The 24,830-nt window shown below is 41.0% G+C and carries 19 protein-coding genes; 8 read left to right on the top strand and 11 right to left on the bottom strand.

All coding sequences use genetic code 11. The annotated features are described in order from the left end of the window. Positions 1-19: 19 nt before the first annotated feature. The 10 genes from rhaD to AB5217_RS09970 form a co-directional block, all read right to left on the bottom strand. Entirely contained in the window at positions 20-829 is an 810-nt protein-coding gene (gene rhaD / locus AB5217_RS09925) for a rhamnulose-1-phosphate aldolase (RefSeq protein ID WP_004304990.1), read from the bottom strand. Positions 830-922: 93 nt separating this feature from the next. After that, complete coding sequence (gene rhaT, locus AB5217_RS09930) at positions 923-1,942, bottom strand: L-rhamnose/proton symporter RhaT (RefSeq protein WP_008776397.1); 1,020 nt, start codon at positions 1,940-1,942, stop codon at positions 923-925. Positions 1,943-1,945: 3 nt separating this feature from the next. Then, the gene (locus AB5217_RS09935) at positions 1,946-3,202 is read right to left on the bottom strand and encodes an L-rhamnose isomerase (protein ID WP_368112702.1); all 1,257 of its coding nucleotides are present in this window, start codon (positions 3,200-3,202) and stop codon (positions 1,946-1,948) included. Positions 3,203-3,248: 46 nt separating this feature from the next. After that, entirely contained in the window at positions 3,249-4,709 is a 1,461-nt protein-coding gene (gene rhaB, locus AB5217_RS09940) for a rhamnulokinase (RefSeq protein ID WP_117683211.1), read from the bottom strand. A gap of 271 nt (positions 4,710-4,980) precedes the next feature. Then, complete coding sequence (locus tag AB5217_RS09945) at positions 4,981-6,000, bottom strand: phosphodiester glycosidase family protein (protein ID WP_004322169.1); 1,020 nt, start codon at positions 5,998-6,000, stop codon at positions 4,981-4,983. Positions 6,001-6,044: 44 nt separating this feature from the next. After that, the gene (locus AB5217_RS09950) at positions 6,045-7,898 is read right to left on the bottom strand and encodes a phosphodiester glycosidase family protein (protein WP_368117364.1); all 1,854 of its coding nucleotides are present in this window, start codon (positions 7,896-7,898) and stop codon (positions 6,045-6,047) included. 18 nt (positions 7,899-7,916) lie between these two features. Further along, entirely contained in the window at positions 7,917-9,668 is a 1,752-nt protein-coding gene (locus tag AB5217_RS09955) for a RagB/SusD family nutrient uptake outer membrane protein (RefSeq protein ID WP_004299862.1), read from the bottom strand. A 23-nt stretch (positions 9,669-9,691) separates the two neighbouring features. Next, a complete protein-coding gene (locus AB5217_RS09960) occupies positions 9,692-13,267 on the bottom strand; it encodes a TonB-dependent receptor (RefSeq protein WP_004299861.1) in 3,576 nt (1,191 codons plus the stop codon). A 150-nt stretch (positions 13,268-13,417) separates the two neighbouring features. Next, the gene (locus tag AB5217_RS09965; RefSeq protein WP_004299860.1) at positions 13,418-14,440 is read right to left on the bottom strand and encodes a FecR family protein; all 1,023 of its coding nucleotides are present in this window, start codon (positions 14,438-14,440) and stop codon (positions 13,418-13,420) included. Between the two features lie 119 nt (positions 14,441-14,559). After that, a complete protein-coding gene (locus tag AB5217_RS09970) occupies positions 14,560-15,132 on the bottom strand; it encodes an RNA polymerase sigma-70 factor (protein WP_004299858.1) in 573 nt (190 codons plus the stop codon). Positions 15,133-15,399: 267 nt separating this feature from the next. Here AB5217_RS09970 and AB5217_RS09975 point away from each other — a divergent pair, with 267 nt between their 5' ends. The 8 genes from AB5217_RS09975 to AB5217_RS10010 all read left to right on the top strand — a co-directional run bounded on the left by AB5217_RS09975 (position 15,400) and on the right by AB5217_RS10010 (position 22,969). Next, entirely contained in the window at positions 15,400-15,873 is a 474-nt protein-coding gene (locus AB5217_RS09975; protein WP_004299854.1) for an arginine repressor, read from the top strand. A gap of 27 nt (positions 15,874-15,900) precedes the next feature. Beyond that, the gene (locus AB5217_RS09980; protein ID WP_004299851.1) at positions 15,901-16,479 is read left to right on the top strand and encodes a GNAT family N-acetyltransferase; all 579 of its coding nucleotides are present in this window, start codon (positions 15,901-15,903) and stop codon (positions 16,477-16,479) included. A 13-nt stretch (positions 16,480-16,492) separates the two neighbouring features. Beyond that, positions 16,493-17,701 (top strand): argininosuccinate synthase, encoded by a 1,209-nt coding sequence (locus tag AB5217_RS09985; RefSeq protein ID WP_099145956.1) that lies wholly within the window; start codon positions 16,493-16,495, stop codon positions 17,699-17,701. After that, entirely contained in the window at positions 17,698-18,666 is a 969-nt protein-coding gene (gene argC / locus AB5217_RS09990) for an N-acetyl-gamma-glutamyl-phosphate reductase (protein ID WP_004299847.1), read from the top strand. The genes AB5217_RS09985 and argC overlap by 4 nt, the downstream gene beginning before the upstream one ends. 13 nt (positions 18,667-18,679) lie before the next feature. After that, positions 18,680-19,801, top strand: a complete 1,122-nt coding sequence (locus tag AB5217_RS09995; protein ID WP_368112704.1) for an aspartate aminotransferase family protein — start codon at positions 18,680-18,682, stop codon at positions 19,799-19,801. A 136-nt stretch (positions 19,802-19,937) separates the two neighbouring features. Continuing rightward, complete coding sequence (gene proC / locus AB5217_RS10000) at positions 19,938-20,711, top strand: pyrroline-5-carboxylate reductase (protein ID WP_004310476.1); 774 nt, start codon at positions 19,938-19,940, stop codon at positions 20,709-20,711. A gap of 40 nt (positions 20,712-20,751) precedes the next feature. Continuing rightward, on the top strand, positions 20,752-21,306 hold the full coding sequence (locus tag AB5217_RS10005; protein WP_004313803.1) for a helix-turn-helix domain-containing protein: 555 nt from the start codon (positions 20,752-20,754) through the stop codon (positions 21,304-21,306). 7 nt (positions 21,307-21,313) lie between these two features. Beyond that, positions 21,314-22,969 carry an AMP-binding protein gene (locus AB5217_RS10010; RefSeq protein ID WP_008645207.1) on the top strand — a complete coding sequence of 552 codons (1,656 nt, stop codon included), beginning with the start codon at positions 21,314-21,316 and terminating at the stop codon, positions 22,967-22,969. A 111-nt stretch (positions 22,970-23,080) separates the two neighbouring features. Here AB5217_RS10010 and AB5217_RS10015 read toward each other — a convergent pair whose 3' ends face one another. Continuing rightward, on the bottom strand, positions 23,081-24,622 hold the full coding sequence (locus tag AB5217_RS10015; RefSeq protein ID WP_368112705.1) for a glycoside hydrolase family 28 protein: 1,542 nt from the start codon (positions 24,620-24,622) through the stop codon (positions 23,081-23,083). Positions 24,623-24,830: the final 208 nt, after the last annotated feature.

A 24,830-nucleotide genomic window follows, 5' to 3' on the forward strand; every position in this document is an offset into this window, starting at 1 on the left:
GGTTGTGCTATTTGTTGTTTTATTTAGGCAGATTGAAAGCAACAGTCATTTCTTTCATCTGTTCCTGACTCATACCATCCGGCTCGAAGCCCATATTTTTCGCTGCGATATAGATGAGAGCCGATTTATTAAGTACATCGATCTGATCGAACGCCTGCATCGCATCGCAATCAACTGCAAATACACCATGTTTCTCCCACATCACAACATCATAATCCTGCAATTCCTTGATGGTAGCTTCCGCCAATTCTACAGAACTAGGCAATTTATAAGGAATGATACCCAAACCACGCGGGCAGAATGCCTTTGTTTCGGGAATCATACTCCATAACAAATTAGTAGCCACATCTTTTTCCAGGAACTTCGGACAATGTGTCATGGCAATCAGTTCGATCGGGTGTGTATGTACAGATGCTTTATAAGGAGAGTTTTTACTCAACAGGTCATTATGTACGCTCAAGTGAGAAGGCAATTCCGATGTCGGAGCCACAGCCTCGTCCGCAATAATTACGTAGCTGGCACAGTCGTCCAGAATACGGATTACCGAACCATTTTCCATCGGCCAGCGAGCTAAATCACGCATGCGTTTATTAGTTCCCTTGCAATAGAAATAACATCCTTTCAGATAAGGAAGAGTCACACCGATAGATTTAACTTCACTGATCGGTTTCATCTGACGGATTTCATCGTCTACAAACTCTGTGATATTAACAGTGATATTACCACCGTTACGTTCAGCCCATCCTTTCTGCCACAAGTATCCGGCAACTTCTGCTACCTTGTTTACTTCTTTGGCAAGTCCCGGACGATTCTCTAAAATTGATTTCATTCTATATATAATTTTAATTAGGCATGGATTACACTGATTTCGTCGCAAGTTATAAAAAAACCGCGTAATCCATGTAATCCACACCTAAATTTTTTAAAACAAATTTGGGAACACTAATGAGAAGATAAGTACGATCAGACCAGCTATCAGCACAGTTATGGTCTTGTTTGACACACCTTTCCATTCTTTCAGAATAATTCCCCAAACATTACTAAATGTGACATTCAATGCCATCAAAATACACCAGGAGAAAGCCAGCAATACCGGACTTTCCGTAAGGAAACTCTTACCCATTTCCAGTCCGAAGAACTGCATGTACCATAATACGCCAGCCAACGCACAAAAAACTAAATTATTGCCCCATACTTTTCCTTTAGCATAGTCACCCATCGATTTATTAGCCACATTCTGTTGCAGGCAGTAAACTGCATTTGTCAGGAACCCGCCAAATGTAACCAGGAAAATCACCGGGAGACCGGCGTAAAGTCCTTCCACTCCACCGGCTAAGGCAGCTTCCTTGATAGGTGTTCCTGCATCCAGTCCCAAAGCGAAGCAAGCACTCATGACACCGGCCAGGAGTGCAACCAGTAACCCTTTTGTCAATGCAAAGTCTTTTACAGCAGCACGTTTTTCTTCTTCGCTCATGTTTTGCGCACGCAAACTACCGGCATACCCGATAATAGCAATACCTGCCAACGTGATGCAAACACCCAACAAAAGAATCAGCCCGTTACCTTCAAACAAGTTTGTACCTGCAAAAAGAGCCGGAAGAAGGGTTCCGAAACCGGCACAAGTCCCTAATGAGATACTCTGTCCCAGTGCAACCCCCAAATAGCGCATGGAAAGTCCGAAAGTCAAACCTCCTACTCCCCACAATATACCATAAAAGATGCTCATTCCAGCACCTCCCGCTCCCCACAAGTCGAACAAACTGCTCTCTTGGGGTACACCCAGTAGTGAACCCAGAAACGGGAACACTAACCAGGCAAATACACCTTGTATTAACCAGAAGCTTTCCCAGCTCCATTCCTTTACCTTCTTAATAGGCACATAAGAACTGGACTGGCAAAAGCTACCGATGGCTATAATCAATAAGCCGATTAAAATTTCCATAACTTATCGTTTAGAAGTTACTTCGGCTTCGTACTTTTCAATTTCTGCAATGAAATCTTCACCTACAGGAACATTGTTCTTCAAGCAGAACATATCCCAAACAGCATTCCAAGGCAGCGCTTTCTCTTCTTCGAGCAGAGCCAGACGCTGGAATCCCTGTCCGTTTGCTTCGTATTCACGCAACTTCGCAATCGGTTCGAGCAAAGCACGAGTCATACATTTCTGTGCTGCACGGCTACCAATCACATAAGCGCCAATACGGTTGATAGATGCGTCGAAATAGTCAAGACCATAATGTACACGGTCCAAAGCACCGCAGCGAACGATTTCGCTGAACAGTTCCATTGTCGGATCATCCATGATAGTAACGTGGTCTGAATCCCAACGAACCGGACGGCTTACGTGCAACATCAATTCAGGCACATAAAGCAACAGTGAAGATACTTTATCAGCTACACTTTCTGTCGGGTGGAAGTGACCGGTATCCAAAGTAATCATCTTATTGCGAGAAGCACCGTAACCGATATAGAAGTCGTTAGAACCTACCGTGTAGCTTTCCAGGCCGATACCGAACACCTTAGATTCGATACAATCTTTCATATTCTTATATTCGGTAGCGAAAATCTGATCCAAAGAATCTTTCAACAACGCACGATATTTCATTCGGTTTACAGTGATATCCTTGCTTCCGTCATGCACCCAAAGGTTCATGATACATGGATCGCCCTGTGCCTTACCCATTTCTTCTGCAACTACACGACAACGTTTGGTATGTTCAATCCAGAACTGACGGATACCTTCATCAGGATTAGAAAGTGACAAGTCACCTGATTTCGGATGAGAGAAAGAAGTAGAGTTGAAGTCAAGTTTCATGTTATGTTCTTTACCCCATTCTATCCAACTCTTGAAATGTTCCGGTTCCACTTGGTCACGGTCTACCACCTTACCTTGGAAATCTCCATAGATTTCATGCAAGTTCAAACGATGAGTACCCGGGATATAAGAAGCAGCTTTCAAGATGTCAGCACGCAGTTCATCAATGTTACGAGCTTTGCCCGGATAATTACCGGTTGCCTGGATACCTCCGGTCAATAAACCGGCCTGTACTTCAAATCCTGCAACGTCATCAGCCTGCCAGCAGTGAAGTGACAGATGAAAATCCTGCATAGTTTTCAATACTTTTTCGGTGTCTACACCTACTGCTGCATAACGTTCCACAGCAATTTCATACGCTTTCTGAATCAGTTCTTCTTTTTTCATGATATTCTATTAGTTTTAAAAATGATTATTCTGTCGATCGTTCTATTTATTTCCGAACGCAATTTTTAAAATGGATATAAGCCGCATCCCAAGCTTCCGTGTCTTGTGGTTGATAAGTCTTCAACGGGATAGAACGGTTAATTAACTGCCGCATACCGGCAACATCCGTCGCTTCGCCTGCCGCCATGGCCTGAATCATCACATTACCGATGGCTGTTGCTTCAGATGGACCGGCTACCACAGGAATTCCTATCGCATTGGCAGTAAACTGGTTCAGCAAATCATTCCGGCTACCTCCGCCAATCACGTGCAATGTTTCAATCGGACGGGGAGAAAGTGAACGCAAATTCTCCAACACCTGGCGATAACGCAAAGCCAAACTTTCAAAGATGCAACGCACTACTTGTCCGCGTTTCTCGGGAACCGACTGTCCGGTAGCCCGGCAATATTCTGTAATAGCTTTTTCCATGTCCGCAGGATTCGCGAAACAGTCATCATCCGGATTAATCAGACTACGGAACGGTTCACAAGCATCCGCCTCACTGATTAATTCAGGATAACTTGTATCTCCCCAATTCAGACGGCAACGTTCCAGCAACCACATTCCACAGATATTCTTCAATAGACGGATAGTTCCTTCCACACCACCTTCATTGGTAAAGTTCAACGCTTCCGTTTCGGCATTAATCACCGGAGCATCCGTTTCAACTCCCATCAGTGACCAGGTTCCGCTACTCAAATAAGCAAAGTTGCGATCCAATGCCGGAACGGCAGCAACAGCAGAACCGGTATCATGGCCGGCTACCGCAATCACAGGAATTGCACCCAGTCCGGTTATCTTTTGCACTTCTTCCGTCAATACTCCCACCTTTTCACCCGGGAATACAAAACGGCCGAAATTCTTCTCACTCAATCCTACCGCTTTCAGCAACTCCGGCTCCAAACGTCGTGTCTGTGCATTCACCAGCTGGGCTGTCGAAGCAATCGTATATTCCGTCACCATCTCTCCGGTAAGCATATAACTCAACGCATCCGGCATAAACAGAATTTTATCTGCCGCCTCCAACGCACTGTCGTGATTGCGACGTAAAGTATCTAATTGGAAAAGTGAATTAAAATTCATAATCTGAATACCCGTTTTACCATACACTTTGCTACGGGAAATACGGGAGAAAAGAGCATCCGGTGCTCCTACTGTATGCGGGTCACGATATGCATAAGGCTGGCGAAGCAAGTTACCGTCTTTTCCGACACATACAAAATCCACTCCCCAGGTATCGATACCGATAGAAGCAATGGATTCGCCACGATGAGCAACCAACTTCAATCCGTCAATAATGTGACGATATAATGCATAAATATCCCAATAGAAATGTCCACCTACTTCAATCAGGTGGTTAGGAAAACGATTAATCTCTTCCAGATTCAATCCGCCTTCAATGAAAGTTCCTAAGATTGTACGGCCGCTCGTTGCGCCCAGGTCGACTGCAAAAAAGTTTTGTTTCATGGTATTCTGTCTATATATTTAAGGTATCCATTTACCTACATGGCAAAGATAGGCGATTCCCTCCTCCTTTTCCTTATGTATTTTGATTGAAAGGGTATACATTTTGACACAAAAGACAAAAGACACAATACAATTGCAAATATAAACAGATTCACATTTTCCCTACACCTCTGTATAGGTACTAATAAACGGTATAAAGCCATCTTTGCTAAATGGATTTATACCGTTTACAATATATAAAATACCTATTTTATGATGAAATGATTAAGATCTACTTTCTTTTTACTATAATATGAGTTGTTACACGACGTTGTCCATAGTGGTTAAAGACTCCATTATCAGTAGGATAATTGACAACATCTGTTTTTGCCGCTCCTTTCCCCTTCACATACATAGTAGTAGATCCACCACCATCCATATTAAGTGCATATTGAGGATTGAAATGCTTTTTGAGGAATAAGGTTACTTCTTTTGCGCTCATACCTTCCGCCTTACCAGCCCAGCGCCCATCAATAGTGACTAACAACAAATCTTTATCCTCTGTCACAGCAACCACCGTACGAGGATGACGTACTCCTTGATGTCTGCGATAATCTTCATAGTCAAAAGACTCCAATTGTTCCATAGTATAATTACCAACAAAAGTTTCACCTAACGGATTGTAATCGTCAATCAGTGTGGGGGCACTAGCTAACAAATACTTTGCAGAATGTTGTTTATATGTATCAATTGCAGCCTTTCCATTTCTGCCGCCATATATAATTCCAATATCAGATTTTCCATCCGAATAAAGCGCACCATCATGTTTCCAGTATCGTAAATGTCCCTCCGGTAGTGTCACTTCAGAGATATTAGTTCCATTGATACGAATATAAATAGCTTCCTGTTCATACCCACCATTAATACCACCAATAGCCCCACGTACTTGTGCTGTAGTTGAAAGAGAATCTCCATTATTATATGTAAATTCAACTTTGTACTTATTGGAAAGTAAATCAATTTCCAGCACATTTACAATCTGTTGAGCCTTACTCACATCGTCATACCGTTCATAGTTATAATAAATAAAACCATCATCGATAGAATCAATTTTCCATTCATCTTGGACATTCTTCTGTAGAGTCGGAACTTTTACAACGGAAGGGTTGTCCGGTTCGTCCGGTTCATTTGGTGTTACCGGCTCTGTAACATCCGGTGTTTTGGGGTCATCATTGATCCCATCACTTCCACAAGCGACAACTAGACAAAAAAATACGGATAAAAAAGCAATTGTTAACTTCGTAAACTTCATAATATAATTTTTTAAATAAACATATAGATTCCCTATTCGTATCATTACTTATCATTAAAAGATTTCAATAATGGAGTTACGCCTGAAAGATCCCATATATCTGTAGACCAACCTATTTTCTTAGCAGCATCTACACTATTTTCCGTAGTAATACCATGGCAAATTGCAGTTTTATTGTTACCCCAATCATAAGTTCCGGCAGTATTAGCATCGGCCCCCGTCATACCTTTGTTGGGTCCCCATGCGATAATCATATCTTTTTTCGCATAACAATCCGTAGCCTTCGTATAGGTATTTGACTGCCATCCAATAACACGTCCTGATACAGGTTCACCATCAATCTGTTCATTCCAAGCGATACAACCTTTTATTGTAGGATTATTGCCATTAAGTCCTCCGGCAATACCACCTGCATTTCCTGTACTATAAAGAGTTCCTGTCGCAAAACAGTTTTCAACAACTACAGCATTCCTTGGTTCAGCAACAATACCACCGGCACGAGAAGACCCGATTACTTTTACATCTGCATAACAATTCCGTACAGTACCTTTAGCAAAAATGCCACCAATACCACCCACTTGCTGTATGCCACTTACAGTACCAGACACATATACATTTTCAATCAAACACTCCAAAGCATTTGTTCCCAAATAACCGGCAACAATACCCGTACAAGAAGAACCATATCCAATAACTTCCGCATTTTCAAAGCGCACATTACGACATGAACCATTCATTACCCCAAAGAAACTGGCGTACCGAGAACTGATCTCACAATGTAAATTTCTAATCGTATGTCCCTTACCATCAAAATGAATCTTTATATCAAAACGGTCAACAGGCTCACCCGTATTCAGCGGTTTCCAGTCAATGCCAGTCATATCAACATCATTCGTCATTTCGAAATAATAAGTTTTATCAAGTTCTACAACAGACATCATGTTCCTCATATGATTCCTATTGCTAATCAAATAAGGATTATCAACCGTTCCATCACCACCGTCAAATAAAGAAGAAGCTGCAACATAGATCACAGTAGACACTGTACCTTCGCCTTCATGATCATACTGTCCATTTCCAACCGGATGATTCACTACGCCTTTACCTGATGTCCATAGCGTGGAAGAACTTCCGTCAGCCAAACAAACCGCATTCTTCATCCCCAATGCTTTGGCAATAAAAGCTGCCTCCTCAAGTGTTTCACCATCAGCATTTCCCGTTATAGCACCATCAATAGTAAGCAGCATCATTTTTCCCTGAGCAGTTATCCCAATCACAGACCGAGCCATACGTTGTGTATAAATAGCATCTTGAGGAAACGAACACACTTTCCCTTCCATAAGTAACATTGGACCTGATGCTAAAGCTGATTCATATTCATCTTCCACATCCGTATAATCTGAAAACGTACAAGACTTCACATCTACAGAACCTTCCGCATCAATAGCAATCACTCCGTTCACTTTACTGGCAGATTCGATCGTAGGCGCAACCTTCACCACCTTATCCACCATAGTAAATGTAGACGGATTTCCGGAAATAGAATAACTGCCATTGATAGCAAACAATGCTTTTTTATCTTTAGCAATCATACTAGTTTTGGCAGGAGTATCACATACAGCAACTCTGGTAGAAAACATAGTCGTCGGATATACCACATAAGAAACGCTTTGGGTAGTCCCCCACATGCTCGCTTGTGCCGTACAAACAGCTGCCCCGTTACCTAAATCCGTTTTTTCCCAAGATGCTCTCATAAGAGCCAATGAATCCACATCCCATTTAATTTCTTGGTTGAAATCTTTTTTCAACATTTCGCTATAATCTGAATTATCTCCAGAGTCACTACAACTATAGACTAACGCCAATAGAAAAGACATATATAAATATTTCATTTTCATTATTTTCTCCATTTAAAATTAAAAAATAAGTCCATCATTCCAACCCGGGTTCTGCGTTAATGCTCCATTGGTTAAAACACGATCCTTTGTTGGTATCGGGTACAAGTAATCCTTGTCCTCATTCCATACTCTTTTGATACTTTGATGAATAATCAAATTACCACTTGTCTCATGATCCAAGCTAAGTTCACCACCTATCTCAAACTGATCTACACAAGAAGAGTTTCCTTTATCAGTACTCAAATACAGATAAACATCATTCGTTCCATCACCGTCCAAATCATATTCACCCGGACCGGGAAAATAAATACCAAGAAATGGTTTTTCAAATATTTTACCTTCCTTCCAACGCATGATATCATAATATCTAAAGCCTTCCATTACCAGTTCTATAGCGCGTTCACGTCTAATTTCAAGGATAATCCCCTGATTATCGTCACTTTCCACGTGCGGATACCACTCCTTCAAATAAGGGTCCGGATTAGCATTTGCTGTTGCCATTAATAAATTCGGCATATTTACACGAGCCCTTAGCTTATTAATTGTTTTATTCAAATCATCCTGAGTCAATGTCCCCAATTCTGCTTTTGCTTCCGCACAATTCAAATAAACTTCGGCTGTACGAAACAATGGCAAATCAGATTCAGAAGACATATCATATTTAACTCCACAATCGTACTTCTTCAGATGATACCCTAATTTTGCCAACTTAAAGTTTGGCAGATATTTTTTCCCGTCATCACGTACATATCCTGCTGCACGAATCGTTTGTGTCAGACGCGGATCACGGTTTTTCATCTCTTCCACAAATCCAATAGTCTCATAATTACTCTTATCTGTAAAACGAGAACCATCTTTCATCAGATAAGAATTAACAAAACGCTTTGTCACACCTGAATTTGCCTCACCAGGAGAATTGCAAAATGCCTGTACAATATTAGTCAATCCCAAAGCTGCATTGTAATCTTTCGCCAGGATTATTTCCGTGGGTTCAGCATTCAAAGAGCCAAATAAATTGAAATAAGGGGTAGAACCTGCCGTATAAACTGTATAACCACTCTCATTGATAAAGATATCCGATGCGGATGCACATTCACGAAGATACTTTTCCCAATCATTCAAACCATGATACTTTCGAAATGTACCTTCAAACAAACAAATTCTGGATTTTAAAGCCAAAGCAGTCCAACGAGTCACCCGGTATACATCTTTTTGTTTTCTCAAATTATCAATCGCGAAATCAATGTCCTCCAATACTTTCCCCATTACAAACTCACGAGAATCTCTAGGTTTACTCAAAGCTTCCGTATCAGCACTTCCAATCACATAATCATACCATGGCACATCTCCAAAACGCCTCACCTTTACAAAATAAAAATAAGCTCTAAAAAAACGTGCCAAACCTTCATAATGATTCCGTACTTCCTCATTCTGGCAACGATAAATGTTCTCCAGGCAGAAATTAATATCACGAAGGGCTCCCCAACCCCAACCATCGAAATTAGAATCTGTTTCAGGTATAGTGCGTTGCCCGCTAATCGCTTTTTCCAAGATAGGCTGAATAATTACATCACCGTAATCTTTAAACACTCCTGTACCCGAAATACAAGCGACATAGAAATTGTTTGAATACAATTCTAACTCGTTTTCTGTTGTAAAGAATGTTTCCGGTGTAATTTTATCTTCCGGAAATTTATCCAAAATACTTTCACAAGAAATCATTGCCATCAGAGGCAAGAGCATCCATATTTTATATTTTATACTACTCATATTATCCTAGTTTTTATTTTCCATTAAAAAGTCACATCAATTCCAAATGAATAGGTCTTACTCATTGGATAAGAAGTCACGTTCGTATGACCACTTTTCCAGCTCGTAGAAGCCCCAGCATGTTCCGGATCAATATAATTACTATGTAAAGGGCTGAATGTAAAAAGATTCTCTCCACTAAAATAAACCCTGACACGTTCCATATGCAAAGCCTTTAGCCAAGTACGTGGCAAAGAGTAACCGACTGTTACATTTTTAAGACGGCAATAAGCCACATTTTGCAAATAGCGAGTATTAGGTTTAGACAACTCACGTGGATTAACATCCAATGCCACATAGCCTCTCGGACGTGGGAAATAAGCATCCGGATTATCTTCTGACCAAACATCTGTCAAGAAATCCTTCGGAATAAAAGTACAATAAGGACGGGCATAGGGACCCCAGAACAGACTAGTTTCACCATTGGGATACCAATGTTGGCGACCGACGCCTTGCAACAAAGCAGAAAAATCAATTCCATTCCAATCTGCAGCTAATCTGACAGAATATGTATATCTTGGTAAAGAATTTCCAATCACTTTCTGATCCTTCACATCGTTTGCCGATAAAGTAGGAGAAATAATATTATCGCCATCCAAGTCCACATATTTCACATCCCCCGCATGGAGACCTTGAGATTTTACAGAAATATTCAATATATTATTTACGTAACTCTGATTTACCGGATAGTTTTCAGCTTCTTCATCAGTTTTGAAGAGACCATCAACAACATATCCCCAAATCTCTCCCAGTTGTTGTCCTTCATATGGAGTGCCCAATGTTTTGTTATCATTGTTATACTTTGTCACTTTAGTCGTATTATCAGCCAAGCCTAGTACGACAGAATAATGGAACGCTTTTCCCTTTAGATTAAAAGAATCATTCCAACTAATCGATGCTTCCCAACCTTTCGTACGTAAGTTAGCAGCATTTGTTTTTGGAGAAGAAGCACCATATACATTCGGAAGATCCTTGGAAGCCATCAACATATCTTTCGTATCACGTACATATATATCAGCCGTCATATTCAAACGATTATTCAATAGTCCGAGATCCAAACCGATATTTTTTGTAACAACCGTTTCCCAAGTGAAATCAGAAGCATTCGGAGCAGAGATACTAGCACCTGACGCTTTATTTTTATCACCAAAAGCATAAGAAATTGTACCACCAGAAGATATAGTCTGCAAATAGTCATAATATCCGACTTGTTGGTTTCCTAATGCTCCCAAAGAAAAGCGTAATTTCAAATTACTAATTTGTTTACGTAATGGTGCAAAGAACTTTTCTTCATTAATTCTCCACCCGGCAGAAACTGAAGGAAAAAAGCCATAGCGATGTCCCCGGGCAAACCGTGAACTACCATCATAGCGTCCGCTAAATTCAAATAAATATCTATTTTTATAGTCATAATTCAAACGATAAAAAAGACCGAAAAGAGCATATCTATTTTTACCACCCGCAATACTCATTTCATCACCATTAGCTAAATTAAAATCAGTTAAATCTTCGGACAATAAATCATTACGTTGTATTTTGATGTCTTTAAAAAATTTAGTTTCATAATTGACACCGGCAGTTGCACTTACATGGTGCACATCGGCAAATGTATTTGTATAATTTCCATAAATATTGTATGAATGAAACCAATCATGATTAGAACGTTCATAAAGAGTATTAAGGCCATAACCATCTGTTTTCCAAAGAACTTCTCCGGGTACACGTGAATATGGATAATTAGCACTACGATTCATTGCCGTATATTCATGTTGAGCAAACGAATAATTAGCCGTCACCGTTACATTCTTAACAGGTGTCATTACCGCCTCAAAGGTGGTATTAAAAAAGTAATTAGTATCCTCATTCTTGTGTTTACCGTATTCAAGAATTGCACTAAGATCATTAGCAGGGCGATATCCTCCTGTAATAACTGTTGCATTCCCCATATATGTACCATCCGGATTGATTGGAACAATAGAAGCTAAGGCATGCTTACTTATCGCATCAAAAAGATTGTTAATAGCACCTGGCCCCGGAAATGGATAAGAATCCTTTTTGTATGACGTATTATTACTTATCTTCAACCATGGAGCAATCTCAATACTTACCTTGGAACGGAAATTGTATTTAGTGAAACTATCCATATTTTTCCGAATAACTCCTTTCTGATCATAATAAGCACCGGAAAGGAAATAGTGCACTTTCTTATTGCCACCACTGACACTAATATTGTGTTCCCATGTAGGACGAGACTCATCCATGAAGTAGTTATACCAATCAAAGTTACCATAATATTTATATTCACCATCTTTGATAACCACCCACGGTCGTTCCGGATTTTCCGTTTTATCATTACGCCGGATCCACATTTCATAATAATCTTCATCATTATAATTCGTATAGTTAGAACCTTGATAGGTAGAATAAAACATATCATTGATAGCCGCCGAATAATAACCGCGAGTCTCAAAATCTCTGGAAACTGTAGGTGAGCCAAAGCTATAACGTCCGTTATAAGAAACACGTGTTTTATCATCATTACCAGATTTTGTTGTAACCAAAATTACTCCATAAGCTGCACGAGCCCCATATACAGCAGCAGAAGAAGCATCTTTCAATACACTAATAGACTCCACATCATTGGGATTCACTGCATCGATAGTACCTTCTACACCATCAACTAATATCAAAGGCGTGGCACTACTACTGATAGAATTGATACCACGAATATTTATGCTACCACCCTGTCCCGGACGACCGTTAGAAACAGTAACATTCATATTAGGAACAGCTCCTTGAAGTAGTTTAGACAAATTATCGGCCGAACGTCCGATTACTTGTTTATCGTCAACCACAGCAACAGCACCCGTCAAATTGATTTTTTTCTGTGTACCATATCCCACAACAACTACTTCTTCCAAAACCTTGGTATCCTCTTCCAATGTAATAATCAAAGTTTTACCATCCTCAACTTTTACCTGTTGGTCTTTATAACCAATATATGAGATATTCAACACATTAAGCTTTCCTTCTTCTCCGTTTAAAGAAAAATTTCCGTTTACATCACTCACCGTTCCTCTATTGCTTCCTTTCAGAGCAATTGTAACACCAATCAACGGTTCACCGTTCGTATCAACGACCTTACCTGTAATCTTCTTCAAATTTCCATCAGGCGCAAATCTTTTACTAGACAAAATTATGCTTTTATCAAGCACTGAATAAACAACGTCACTTCCCTTAAAAACCTCATCTAGAATTTTAAAAATATTCTGTTTATTGACATTAATAGAGACACGTTTATGTACATTAACCTGCTGACTGTTAAAGAAGAATACAAAGTCAGTCCGCGATTCTATTATTTTCAAGACGGTTTCAATCGTTTGATTATTGACTTTCAAGTCAAGGATCGCATTTTGCGCATAAGTATTTGTCGCACGAATGCATCCTATCGAAACACATAGCATAATAATTAATAATCTCATAGGCAATGGAATTCCTTTTAAAGTTGCTTTCAGTAGCCTTTTAATCCCAAGAATTTGGATACTACAATGTTTTTGCATAAATTTGTTGTGATTTAAATTAAAAATAAAGTTAACTACACTTGTCGGCAAACAAGTAAGGCTAAATGATTTTTTATATGGGAAGAATAGTGCTATATTTTTCCCATATTTTTTGTTTAAGGAGGGAGTGTTTTCATAGTTCTTTTTTGTTTAATAAATTTCTATTATTGTTTTCTCTTTCACAACACCGTTGTCCAATGCCGATTCAAGATATCTGTATCTCACCCCTGAAGCTATTTTGAAGTGTTCCAAGATCTTATCCAGACGTTGATTAATAAAAGTACCTGTAAAGCAATATTTCTTTAATAATGGATTAACAATACGGAACTCTACGTCAAAACGCTTGCTCAAAGTTCTTAAAGCATCTTCAAGAGGAGTATCTCGATAAATGATCCTTCCACTTTTCCAAGCAATATCAGATTCAACAAAAGTAGTTGTACACAAAAGTTTCTCATCCAATAAATTATAAATCACCTTCTGTCCGGGTTGCATACTATAAGTAACCTCCCTGCCTTTCTGCTGACAATGGAATTTTACTCTACCTGTCACCAAAGTAGCAGCTACAAACTTATCATCCGGATAAGCATCCACGTTAAATTCAGTACCTAAAACCTCTAATTCAATCCCCTTTCCTACATCGACTAAGAATTTCCGTCCATTATCCTTTTGTACTGAAAAATAAGCTTCTCCGAGCAATTCAACCTTTCGATATTCTCCTTCAAAAGACACTGGATATTTTAGATAAGAAGCAGAATTCAGCCATACCCAAGTACCATCCGGTAACTCCACTTTTGTCATCATCCCCGGATTAGACCGAATTTCGACATAACGATCATAATTTTTATCTTGATTAAATACAAAATAGAAGAAAGATAAGAATAAAGGAATAAATAACACAGCTGCTGCTCTTATCCCCCATTCCCACCAGTTTATTTTCTTCCTTTTTGACAATCTCTTATCCAGCTTCACCAATGCCTGTTTAGGATCTATCTGCTTCACGGTATCTATTATATCTGTTACGTGGTGTATGTAACAAATCTGTTTAGCTATTTTTCTGTTCTCTTCAGAGAGGGAAATCCAATTTTCTACCTCTTCTTTTTCTTTCTCTCCTAGTGTACCGGAAAAATAAAGGAGTAAAAGAGCCTCATCTATATTTTCATGTAATTCCATCATCTTTTATGTTCATTTTATTAAGAAGACGGAATACTTCAATTAGCCCCTAAACAAAAATGCAACTTTTTTAATTAAAAGCTGCATTTTTATTTTAAGACTCAAAAACGAATCGGCTATCCTTAGAGAAAATAAGGGAATATGATTGTAATCAACGGTAAATAGTCTTTTAGTTCTACACGTAAAAGTCTCAATGCTTGCTGGATACGATACTCCACTAATTTTATGGAAACGTTTAATTCTTTCGCAATCTCTTTATATGTTTTATCTTGATAACGGCTCATCTCAAAAGTTATACGATAGGAGTCCGGCAATCGCATCACGGCCTTTTCTATTTTCGCCATCAATTCCTCCACTACATAAAAATCAGGATCTTCAAAACTTGTCTGCATTTCTTTAGCAAACATATGCTCATAACAACGTCTTTTTGTCTGATTCTTACTTATTAAATCCAAGCATCTGTTTCTGACCGCCATAAACAAATAACTTCGCAAAGAAGTTTCTATGATCTGGAATTCTCTGTTTTCCCATAGCCATGTCATGATATCCAAAACAACTTCTTCAGCATCTTCTATAGGAATATAGTACTTCCCGAAGGCACATAGTATGGAATAATACTTCAAAAATAAAGTATCAAAAGCCTTTCTATCTCCTTTTCTAAAAAGAGAATAAAGCTCAATATCTTCATCTATCATACGATTTGTCTCCTTATTCACTTTACAAATTTATATATTTAAAAATCCCTAAACAAACAATTGCATCTTTTTTAATAGACAATAAAAAAAGTCAGCACAAAATGAAGCAATAAAGAAACAACTTTGTTACATATACCCACATATATCCTGATTATATCACTATCCCTTTCTAAAGTATTTTCACTTTTATGCAAAAAAACTTTGGTTTTATGCATCTTTTTTCCAAAATAATGCATACTTTTGCGCCATTCTTAGAATAATTATACAATGAAGAAGAAAGCAAATCGGTTAGACGCCATCAAAATGATTATCTCGAGCAAGGAGGTCGGTTCGCAGGAAGAACTGCTGCAAGAGCTGAACCGCGAAGGCTTCGAACTGACACAGGCCACCCTTTCCCGCGACTTGAAACAATTGAAAGTAGCCAAGGCTGCCAGTATGAATGGAAAGTACGTATATGTACTGCCGAACAACATTATGTATAAACGTTCTACCGACCAGAGTGCCGGTGAAATGTTACGCAACAACGGATTTATCTCTTTGCAGTTTTCCGGTAACATCGCCGTTATCCGCACCCGTCCCGGTTATGCCAGCAGCATGGCTTATGACATCGACAACAATGAATTCAGTGAAATTCTGGGAACCATTGCCGGTGACGATACGATCATGTTGGTGTTGCGTGAAGGAGTTGCAACCAGTAAAATACGTCAGCTTTTGTCACTCATCATTCCCAATATCGAATAATTATACCTATTATTATATAATAAAGAAATGGACACTCAACAAATAGATGTTATGGTAGCCGACGCCTCACATGAGGTTTACGTTGACACTATTTTGGAAACTATCAGAAATGCTGCCGCCGTACGAGGAACAGGAATTGCGGAACGCACACACGAATACGTAGCGACAAAGATGAAAGAAGGTAAGGCGATTATTGCTCTTTGTGGCGATACTTTTGCCGGATTCACCTACATCGAATCATGGGGAAACAAGCAATATGTGGCTACTTCCGGTCTGATCGTTCATCCCGATTTCCGTGGGTTAGGACTGGCAAAACGCATCAAACAGGCTTCTTTCCAACTGGCACGTCTCCGATGGCCGAAAGCAAAAATATTCAGTCTGACCTCCGGAGCAGCTGTCATGAAGATGAACACCGAACTGGGTTATGTGCCTGTCACCTTCAACGAACTGACAGACGACGAAGCTTTCTGGAAAGGATGCGAAGGATGTATCAACCATGATATCCTGGTAGCGAAAAACCGCAAGTTCTGCATCTGTACAGCCATGCTATACGATCCGACAGAGCCGCGGAACATCAAAAAAGAACAAGAAAGAAATAACATTTAAAAGATACAGCACTATGGAAGAAAAGAAGAAAAAAGTAGTGGTGGCATTCAGCGGCGGACTGGACACATCGTTCACCGTCATGTACCTCGCCAAAGAAAAAGGTTACGAAGTATATGCAGCTTGTGCCAATACGGGTGGTTTCAGTGAAGAACAACTGAAAACAAACGAAGAAAATGCTTATAAACTGGGAGCTACGAAATATGTAACAATAGACGTTACCCAGGAATACTACGAAAAGAGCCTGAAATACATGGTTTTCGGAAATGTGCTGCGTAATGGTACTTATCCTATTTCGGTTAGTTCCGAACGTATTTTCCAGGCATTGGCTATCGCACGCTATGCTAACGAAATTGGTGCAGACGCCATTGCACATGGTTCTACCGGCGCAGGTAACGACCAGATTCGTTTCGATATGACTTTCCTCGTACTGGCTCCCAATGTGGAAATCATCACATTAACCCGTGATATGGCATTGAGCCGTCAGGAAGAAATCGACTATCTGAACAAGCATGGTTTCAGTGCAGACTTCGCCAAACTGAAATACTCTTATAACGTAGGCTTATGGGGTACTTCTATCTGTGGTGGCGAAATCCTCGACTCCGCGCAAGGACTCCCGGAAACAGCTTACCTCAAGCACGTTGAAAAAGAAGGTAGCGAACAGCTCCGCCTGACTTTCGAAAAAGGGGAACTGAAAGCTGTCAACGACGAGAAGTTTGACGACCCGATCAAAGCCATCCAGAAAGTGGAAGAGATTGGCGCAGCATACGGTATCGGCCGTGATATGCACGTAGGCGATACAATTATCGGTATCAAAGGCCGTGTAGGATTCGAAGCAGCCGCCCCGATGTTGATTATCGGCGCTCACCGTTTCCTTGAGAAATATACATTAAGCAAATGGCAACAATATTGGAAGGATCAAGTAGCTAACTGGTACGGTATGTTCCTCCACGAAAGTCAATACCTGGAGCCGGTGATGCGTGACATCGAAGCCATGTTGCAGGAAAGCCAGCGCAACGTAAACGGTACAGCTATCCTCGAGCTTCGCCCTCTTTCCTTCTCTACCGTAGGTGTAGAATCGGAAGATGATCTGGTGAAGACTAAATTCGGAGAATACGGTGAAATGCAGAAAGGCTGGACAGCCGAAGACGCAAAAGGCTTTATCAAAGTGACTTCTACTCCGCTACGTGTTTACTATAATAACCACAAAGACGAAGAGATATGATTAAAGCAGGAATCATTGGTGGCGCAGGATATACTGCAGGCGAGTTAATCCGTCTGCTGCTCAACCATCCGGAAACTGAAATCGTATTTATCAACAGCAGCAGTAATGCCGGAAACAGAATTACCGACGTACACGAAGGCTTGTATGGAGAAACGGATTTAACGTTCACCGACCAGTTACCTCTGGACGAAATCGACGTTCTTTTCTTCTGTACCGCCCACGGAGATACAAAGAAATTCATGGAAAGTCACAACATACCGGAAAACCTGAAGATTATCGACCTCTCCATGGACTACCGTATCAAAAGTGACGACCACGACTTTATCTACGGTCTGCCAGAACTGAACCGTCGCGCCACTTGTACGGCGAAGCACGTAGCCAACCCCGGCTGTTTTGCAACCTGCATCCAGCTTGGTTTGCTTCCGCTTGCCAAGAATCTGATGCTGACAGATGATGTAATGGTAAATGCTATTACAGGAAGTACGGGAGCCGGAGTGAAACCGGGTGCTACCAGTCATTTCAGTTGGAGAAACAACAATATGAGTGTGTACAAAGCATTCGACCACCAACACGTTCCGGAAATCAAGCAATCGCTGAAACAGTTGCAAAACAGCTTCGATTCGGACATCGACTTTATTCCGTACCGTGGAGATTTCGCTCGTGGTATCTTCGCGACGCTGGTAGTCAAGACCAAAGTAGCGCTGGAAGAAATCGTTCGTATGTATGAGGAATATTATGCAAAAGACTCCTTTGTACACATCGTAGACAAGAATATTGACTTGAAACAAGTCGTTAATACTAATAAGTGCCTGATACATCTGGAAAAACATGGTGATAAGCTATTGATTATCTCTTGTATCGACAATTTGCTGAAAGGCGCCAGTGGACAAGCCGTTCATAATATGAACCTGATGTTCAATCTGGAAGAAACCGTAGGACTACGTTTGAAGCCTTCAGCTTTTTAAAAACAGAAGAATTATGAATTTATTCGACGTATATCCTTTATACAATATCAACATTGTCAAAGGTGATGGCTGTAAAGTATGGGATAAAAACGGAACGGAATATCTGGACCTCTACGGAGGTCATGCCGTTATCTCTATCGGACATGCACACCCTCACTATACAGCAATGATAAGTAACCAGGTGGCTAAACTTGGTTTCTACTCAAACTCCGTCATCAATAAGCTCCAACAAGAGGTAGCCGAACGACTGGGCAAGATTTCCGGTTACGAAGACTACAGCCTGTTCCTGATTAACAGTGGAGCCGAAGCGAACGAAAACGCCTTGAAGCTGGCTTCCTTCTATAACGGACGTACCAAAATCGTATCTTTCAATAAGGCATTTCACGGACGGACGTCTCTGGCGGTAGAAGCGACTCACAATCCCTCCATTATCGCCCCTATCAACAATAACGGTCATGTCACCTATCTCCCGCTCAACGATATGGAAGCGATGAAACAGGAACTGTCTAAAGGAGACACATGCGCTGTTATCATTGAAGGAATACAAGGGGTAGGCGGTATCAAGGTACCGACCACCGAATTTATGCAGGAACTCCGCAAAGCTTGCAGCGAAACAGGAACGATCCTGATTCTCGATGAAATTCAGAGCGGATACGGACGTAGCGGTAAATTCTTCGCCCATCAATATAATGACATCAAGCCGGACCTCATCACTGTAGCCAAAGGTATCGGCAACGGTTTCCCGATGGCAGGTGTCCTGATCAGCCCGATGTTTAAACCGGTATATGGTCAATTGGGAACTACCTTTGGCGGAAACCATCTGGCATGCTCGGCAGCACTCGCTGTGATGGACGTCATTGAGCAAGAAAATCTGATAGAAAACGCGAAGGTAGTAGGTAACTACTTACTGGAAGAACTGAAGAAATTCCCGCAAATAAAAGAGGTACGCGGACGCGGACTCATGATCGGACTCGAATTCGAAGAACCCATCAAAGAACTACGCAGCCGCCTCATCTATGACGAGCATGTATTTACCGGAGCAAGCGGTACGAATGTACTTCGCCTGTTACCTCCTCTCTGTCTTACTATGGAGGAAGCAGAAGACTTCCTTGCCCGGTTCAAGAAAGTACTCTAATCGCTCATTTGATTAATAAACAGCCAACGATAAAAGCAGCCTTTATTAGAAATTTATTTCTTATTCCGGCTGCTTTTTGTTTTTTCGTAATTAACTGTTACCTTTGCCTTTAACAACTCATTAAAAATAAGCGTATATGAAAATAGCCATTATCGGTGCAGGAAACATGGGCGGCTCAATAGCCCGTGGCCTGGCAAAAGGAAGTCTGATAGACGATTCGGACATCATTGTGTCCAATCCGAGTGCCGGAAAACTAGAGAAACTGAAAAAGGAATTTCCGGGTATCTCTATCACCAACAGCAATGTGGAAGCTGCCACAGGTGCAGATATTGTCATCCTTGCTGTCAAACCGTGGTTTATGGAACCGGTGATGCGCGAATTGAAACTGAAAAGCAAACAGATACTCATCTCCGTAGCTGCCGGCATCAGTTTTGAAGAACTGGCTCATTATGTCGTAGCACCGGAAATGGCCATGTTCCGCCTGATTCCGAACACCGCTATCAGCGAACTGGAAAGTATGACGCTTGTTGCCGCCCGCAATACGAACGATGAACAAGACAAATTCATCCTCCGGTTGTTCAGCGAGATGGGAACAGTGATGCTTATTCCCGAAGATAAAATAGCGGCAGCCACCGCATTGACCTCCTGCGGTATCGCTTACGTATTGAAATACGTTCAGGCAGCCATGCAAGCCGGAATCGAAATGGGACTTCGTCCCAAAGATGCCATGCAAATGATAGCACAATCCTTAAAAGGAGCAGCCGCACTGATTCAGAACAACGACACCCACCCCAGCGTAGAAATCGACAAGGTCACCACTCCGGGCGGAATCACAATCAAGGGGATCAATGAACTGGAACACAACGGATTCACCTCCGCTATCATCAAAGCCATGAAAGCCTCCAAATAATACCATAGAATTATTAATCATAAAAATACGAACCACTTGTATGAATGAACAAATTAAACAGATCGCAGAACGCCTCCGCGGATTACGTGATGTACTGGAACTGACCGCAGAGGATATCGCCCGCGACAGCGACATCTCTGCCGAAGAATACCGACTTGCAGAAACCGGAGACTACGATATCTCTGTCAGCATGTTACAAAAAATAGCCCGCACGTATAATATAGCTCTCGACGCCCTGATGTTTGGTGAAGAGCCTAAAATGAGCAGCTACTTCGTGACCCGTGCCGGCAAAGGAGTCAGCATCGAACGTACCAAAGCTTATAAATACCAATCACTGGCTTCAGGATTCATGAACCGTACCGCCGATCCGTTCATCGTCACTGTTGAACCGAAAGCAAACGACGAACCAATCCATTATAACCAACATAACGGACAAGAATTCAACCTTGTCATCGAAGGACGTATGCTTATCAACATCGAAGGCAAAGAAATCATCCTCAACCAAGGCGACAGTATCTATTTTAACTCTAAACTTCCACATGGCATGAAAGCGCTCGATGGCAAAACAGTACGTTTTCTGGCAGTAATTATGTAATAACATCATGGTAGAAAGATTTTTATCACAGACCTCTTTCAGTTCACAAGAGGATTTTATCAAAAACTTGAAAATAAACGTCCCGGAGAATTTCAACTTCGGCTATGACGTAGTAGACGCCTGGGCTGCCGAACAACCTGACAAGAACGCTTTACTCTGGACAAATGACAAAGGCGAAAGTCGCCAATTCTCATTTGCCGACATGAAACGCTCTACGGACATGACCGCCTCTTACTTCCAGAGCCTGGGTATCGGCCGTGGCGACATGGTGATGCTGATTCTGAAACGCCGTTATGAGTTCTGGTATAGCACCATCGCTCTTCACAAACTAGGAGCAACCGTTATTCCGGCTACTCACTTGCTGACCAAGAAGGATATTATCTATCGCTGCAACGCTGCCGACATCAAAATGATCGTAGCTGCCGGCGAAGGAATCATCCTGCAACATATCAAAGATGCTCTTCCCGAATGTCCCACGGTTGAAAAGTTAGTCAGTGTCGGTCCGGAAATCCCGGAAGGCTTCGAAGATTTCCATCAGGGTATCGAAAATGCTGCTCCATTTGTACGTCCGCGCCATGCGAATACTAATGATGACATCTCTCTGATGTATTTTACCTCCGGCACTACCGGCGAACCTAAGATGGTGGCACATGACTTTACTTATCCGTTAGGTCATATCGTTACCGGTAGTTTTTGGCACAACCTGGACGAGAACAGTCTTCACCTCACCATTGCCGATACCGGCTGGGGAAAAGCGGTATGGGGAAAACTCTACGGACAATGGATTGCCGGAGCCAATATCTTCGTCTACGACCACGAGAAGTTTACCCCGGCAGCTATTCTGGAAAAAATCCAGGAATACCATGTCACCTCTCTCTGTGCGCCTCCTACCATCTTCCGGTTCTTGATTCACGAAGACCTGACAAAGTTCGACTTATCTTCACTAAAATACTGCACCATTGCCGGAGAAGCATTGAACCCCGCCGTATTTGAAACTTTCAAGAAACTGACGGGTATCAAACTGATGGAAGGTTTCGGACAAACAGAAACAACCCTTACCATCGCCACCATGCCTTGGATGGAACCGAAACCGGGAAGCATGGGGCTTCCGAATCCTCAATATGATGTAGACTTGATCGACCATGAAGGCCGCTCTGTTGAAGCGGGTGAGCAAGGACAAATTGTAATCCGCACCAGCAAAGGTAAACCTCTCGGACTTTTCAAAGAATACTACCGGGATGCGGAACGCACTCACGAAGCTTGGCACGATGGTATTTATTACACCGGCGATGTTGCCTGGAAAGACGAGGACGGCTACCTTTGGTTTGTCGGTCGCGCAGACGACGTAATCAAGAGCTCCGGTTACCGCATCGGCCCATTCGAAGTGGAAAGTGCGTTGATGACTCATCCGGCTGTTGTGGAATGTGCTATTACCGGAGTACCCGATGAGATTCGCGGTCAGGTAGTAAAAGCTACGATTGTTCTATCCAAAGACTATAAAGCACGTGCCGGAGAAGAACTGATTAAGGAATTACAGAATCATGTGAAGAAAGTGACTGCTCCTTATAAATATCCGCGTGTCATCGAGTTCGTAGAAGAGCTACCTAAGACAATCAGCGGCAAGATCCGCCGGGTGGAGATTCGCGAAAACGATAAGAAGTAAATTATAAACAACTCTAATCAATAGAAGAACGATATTACAGATGATGTAATATCGTTCTTCTCATATCTACCCAACAATAAAATTCAACAGAAATAATATGATAGTTCCTGTTTATTTAAAACTCTCTTTTTTCCAATAATTATGTCCTTCAATAATATGACTGTTATTAGCTTTATAAAAATCCTTCACAGGAGTCATCTGAAAACAATTATTAATAATAGCATTATCGACATCTTCAAAAGTAACAATCGGGTGTTGGTTTACAGGATACTTCGATCTAACATTATTCAGAACAATCTGCTTACACTTACTGAATTGCCACGGTGAACCAGTCTGCGAAGAGAAATCCACATTATCAAAACGAATATCTTCAGCAATATCAACTATAAATCCAACCTCTGCCTTCATATTAATATTTGAAAAGGACAAACCTTGTACAGGCATTTCTTCAATCCCTTTAATATAACCAATTTGCTTGATATCAGAACCTGTGATATTACTCAAATGAATGTTCCGGAAAACAGGAGTCCGTTCACTGACAGGTTCCACTTTTGATTCTTTATCATAGAACAAATCAAAGATGAAGGCATTCCGCTGAATATTCTTCATGACGATATTATCTACCCGAAGCTCTTCAACAACTCCTCCTCTCCCACGAGAAGATTTCAAGCGAATACCGGAATCCGTACCATCGAAAACACAATTAGAAATTGTCACTCTCCTTACACCGCCTGACATTTCACTACCAATAACTACCCCTCCATGACCGGAAAGCATAACACAATTAGTTATCGTTATATTTTCACATGCCTTTCCATATTTCCGTCCATCAGCATCACGCCCCGATTTAATTGTAATACAATCATCCCCTACACTAATAAAACAATCAGAAATACGCACATTCCGGCAAGAAGAAGGGTTTATTCCATCCGTATTGGGACCTTTTGGGTCTTTTGAAGGGTTATATATCGTCACTCCATGCACTGTTACATTATCACAAAAAGCCGGATTTATGGTCCAAAAAGGAGAATTGACAATTTTCACATTCTCTATCAACACATTGTTACATTCATAAAACTGAATAAAAGGAGGCCGAAACATACGACGCTCTAAAGAAGGTTTATAATAATCCGAAATTTCCAGATCTTCATTAGCCTCTTCCCACATTCGTTGTAGTTTATTCAAAGCAGGCAATTTTCCTCCGTTCTTTTTAATCAGCTCCCGTGTTTCTTTCTCCCAGCTCCACCATTTGAATCCATTACCGTCCAACGTTCCACGCCCGGTTATAGTCAAATTCTCCGCATCATGCGCATAAATCAGGGGAGACAAAGTATTCATCACTGTACCTTCCCAACGAATCTTCACAAAAGGAAGATAATCTTCAAAACGATCTGAAAAACGAAGAACAGCTCCGGACTCCACATACAAAGTTATATTACTTTTCATGTGGATAGTGGCTGTCAAATAAACACCTGCCGGGAAATAAATAGTTCCTCCACCTTCAGAAGATGCTTTTTCAATCGTTTGGTTTATTAACTCCGTACAAGATTCAATACCTCGGGGATCAGCTCCAAGCTCCTTCATATTAAAGGTACGAGACCATGCGGTTACGGCTATAACAAGTCCCACTACACAAATAAATAGACGTTTCATTTATAGTTTTCATTTAAAATTTTACCAGTTCTAATTGTCAAAACAAAAGTACGAGGTATCTTCTCTCCTTATAGGGTAATAATTGTGCTTGATAGAGGATAGACAGGTGGATTAAATATGCAAAAGCGTGCATTTTATGTTCAATCACGGTTTTATATTTCCTTTTTAATCCAGTTTTATCTATTTTTGCTCTACACATAATTTATAA

The organism is Bacteroides sp. MSSM.1001136sp1_RTP21357st2_D2_RTP21359_211015, from assembly GCF_040913205.1.
Taxonomy (GTDB): Bacteria; Bacteroidota; Bacteroidia; order Bacteroidales; family Bacteroidaceae; genus Bacteroides; species Bacteroides ovatus.

Excerpts from the sequence above, each read along its gene's own strand:
- rhaD (WP_004304990.1), bottom strand. The coding sequence starts at position 829 with ATGAAATCAATTTTAGAGAATCGTCCGGGACTTGCCAAAGAAGTAAAC.
- rhaT (WP_008776397.1), bottom strand. The coding sequence starts at position 1,942 with ATGGAAATTTTAATCGGCTTATTGATTATAGCCATCGGTAGCTTTTGC.
- AB5217_RS09935 (WP_368112702.1), bottom strand. The coding sequence starts at position 3,202 with ATGAAAAAAGAAGAACTGATTCAGAAAGCGTATGAAATTGCTGTGGAA.
- rhaB (WP_117683211.1), bottom strand. The coding sequence starts at position 4,709 with ATGAAACAAAACTTTTTTGCAGTCGACCTGGGCGCAACGAGCGGCCGT.
- AB5217_RS09945 (WP_004322169.1), bottom strand. The coding sequence starts at position 6,000 with ATGAAGTTTACGAAGTTAACAATTGCTTTTTTATCCGTATTTTTTTGT.
- AB5217_RS09950 (WP_368117364.1), bottom strand. The coding sequence starts at position 7,898 with ATGAAAATGAAATATTTATATATGTCTTTTCTATTGGCGTTAGTCTAT.
- AB5217_RS09955 (WP_004299862.1), bottom strand. The coding sequence starts at position 9,668 with ATGAGTAGTATAAAATATAAAATATGGATGCTCTTGCCTCTGATGGCA.
- AB5217_RS09960 (WP_004299861.1), bottom strand. The coding sequence starts at position 13,267 with ATGCAAAAACATTGTAGTATCCAAATTCTTGGGATTAAAAGGCTACTG.
- AB5217_RS09965 (WP_004299860.1), bottom strand. The coding sequence starts at position 14,440 with ATGATGGAATTACATGAAAATATAGATGAGGCTCTTTTACTCCTTTAT.
- AB5217_RS09970 (WP_004299858.1), bottom strand. The coding sequence starts at position 15,132 with ATGATAGATGAAGATATTGAGCTTTATTCTCTTTTTAGAAAAGGAGAT.
- AB5217_RS09975 (WP_004299854.1), top strand. The coding sequence starts at position 15,400 with ATGAAGAAGAAAGCAAATCGGTTAGACGCCATCAAAATGATTATCTCG.
- AB5217_RS09980 (WP_004299851.1), top strand. The coding sequence starts at position 15,901 with ATGGACACTCAACAAATAGATGTTATGGTAGCCGACGCCTCACATGAG.
- AB5217_RS09985 (WP_099145956.1), top strand. The coding sequence starts at position 16,493 with ATGGAAGAAAAGAAGAAAAAAGTAGTGGTGGCATTCAGCGGCGGACTG.
- argC (WP_004299847.1), top strand. The coding sequence starts at position 17,698 with ATGATTAAAGCAGGAATCATTGGTGGCGCAGGATATACTGCAGGCGAG.
- AB5217_RS09995 (WP_368112704.1), top strand. The coding sequence starts at position 18,680 with ATGAATTTATTCGACGTATATCCTTTATACAATATCAACATTGTCAAA.
- proC (WP_004310476.1), top strand. The coding sequence starts at position 19,938 with ATGAAAATAGCCATTATCGGTGCAGGAAACATGGGCGGCTCAATAGCC.
- AB5217_RS10005 (WP_004313803.1), top strand. The coding sequence starts at position 20,752 with ATGAATGAACAAATTAAACAGATCGCAGAACGCCTCCGCGGATTACGT.
- AB5217_RS10010 (WP_008645207.1), top strand. The coding sequence starts at position 21,314 with ATGGTAGAAAGATTTTTATCACAGACCTCTTTCAGTTCACAAGAGGAT.
- AB5217_RS10015 (WP_368112705.1), bottom strand. The coding sequence starts at position 24,622 with ATGAAACGTCTATTTATTTGTGTAGTGGGACTTGTTATAGCCGTAACC.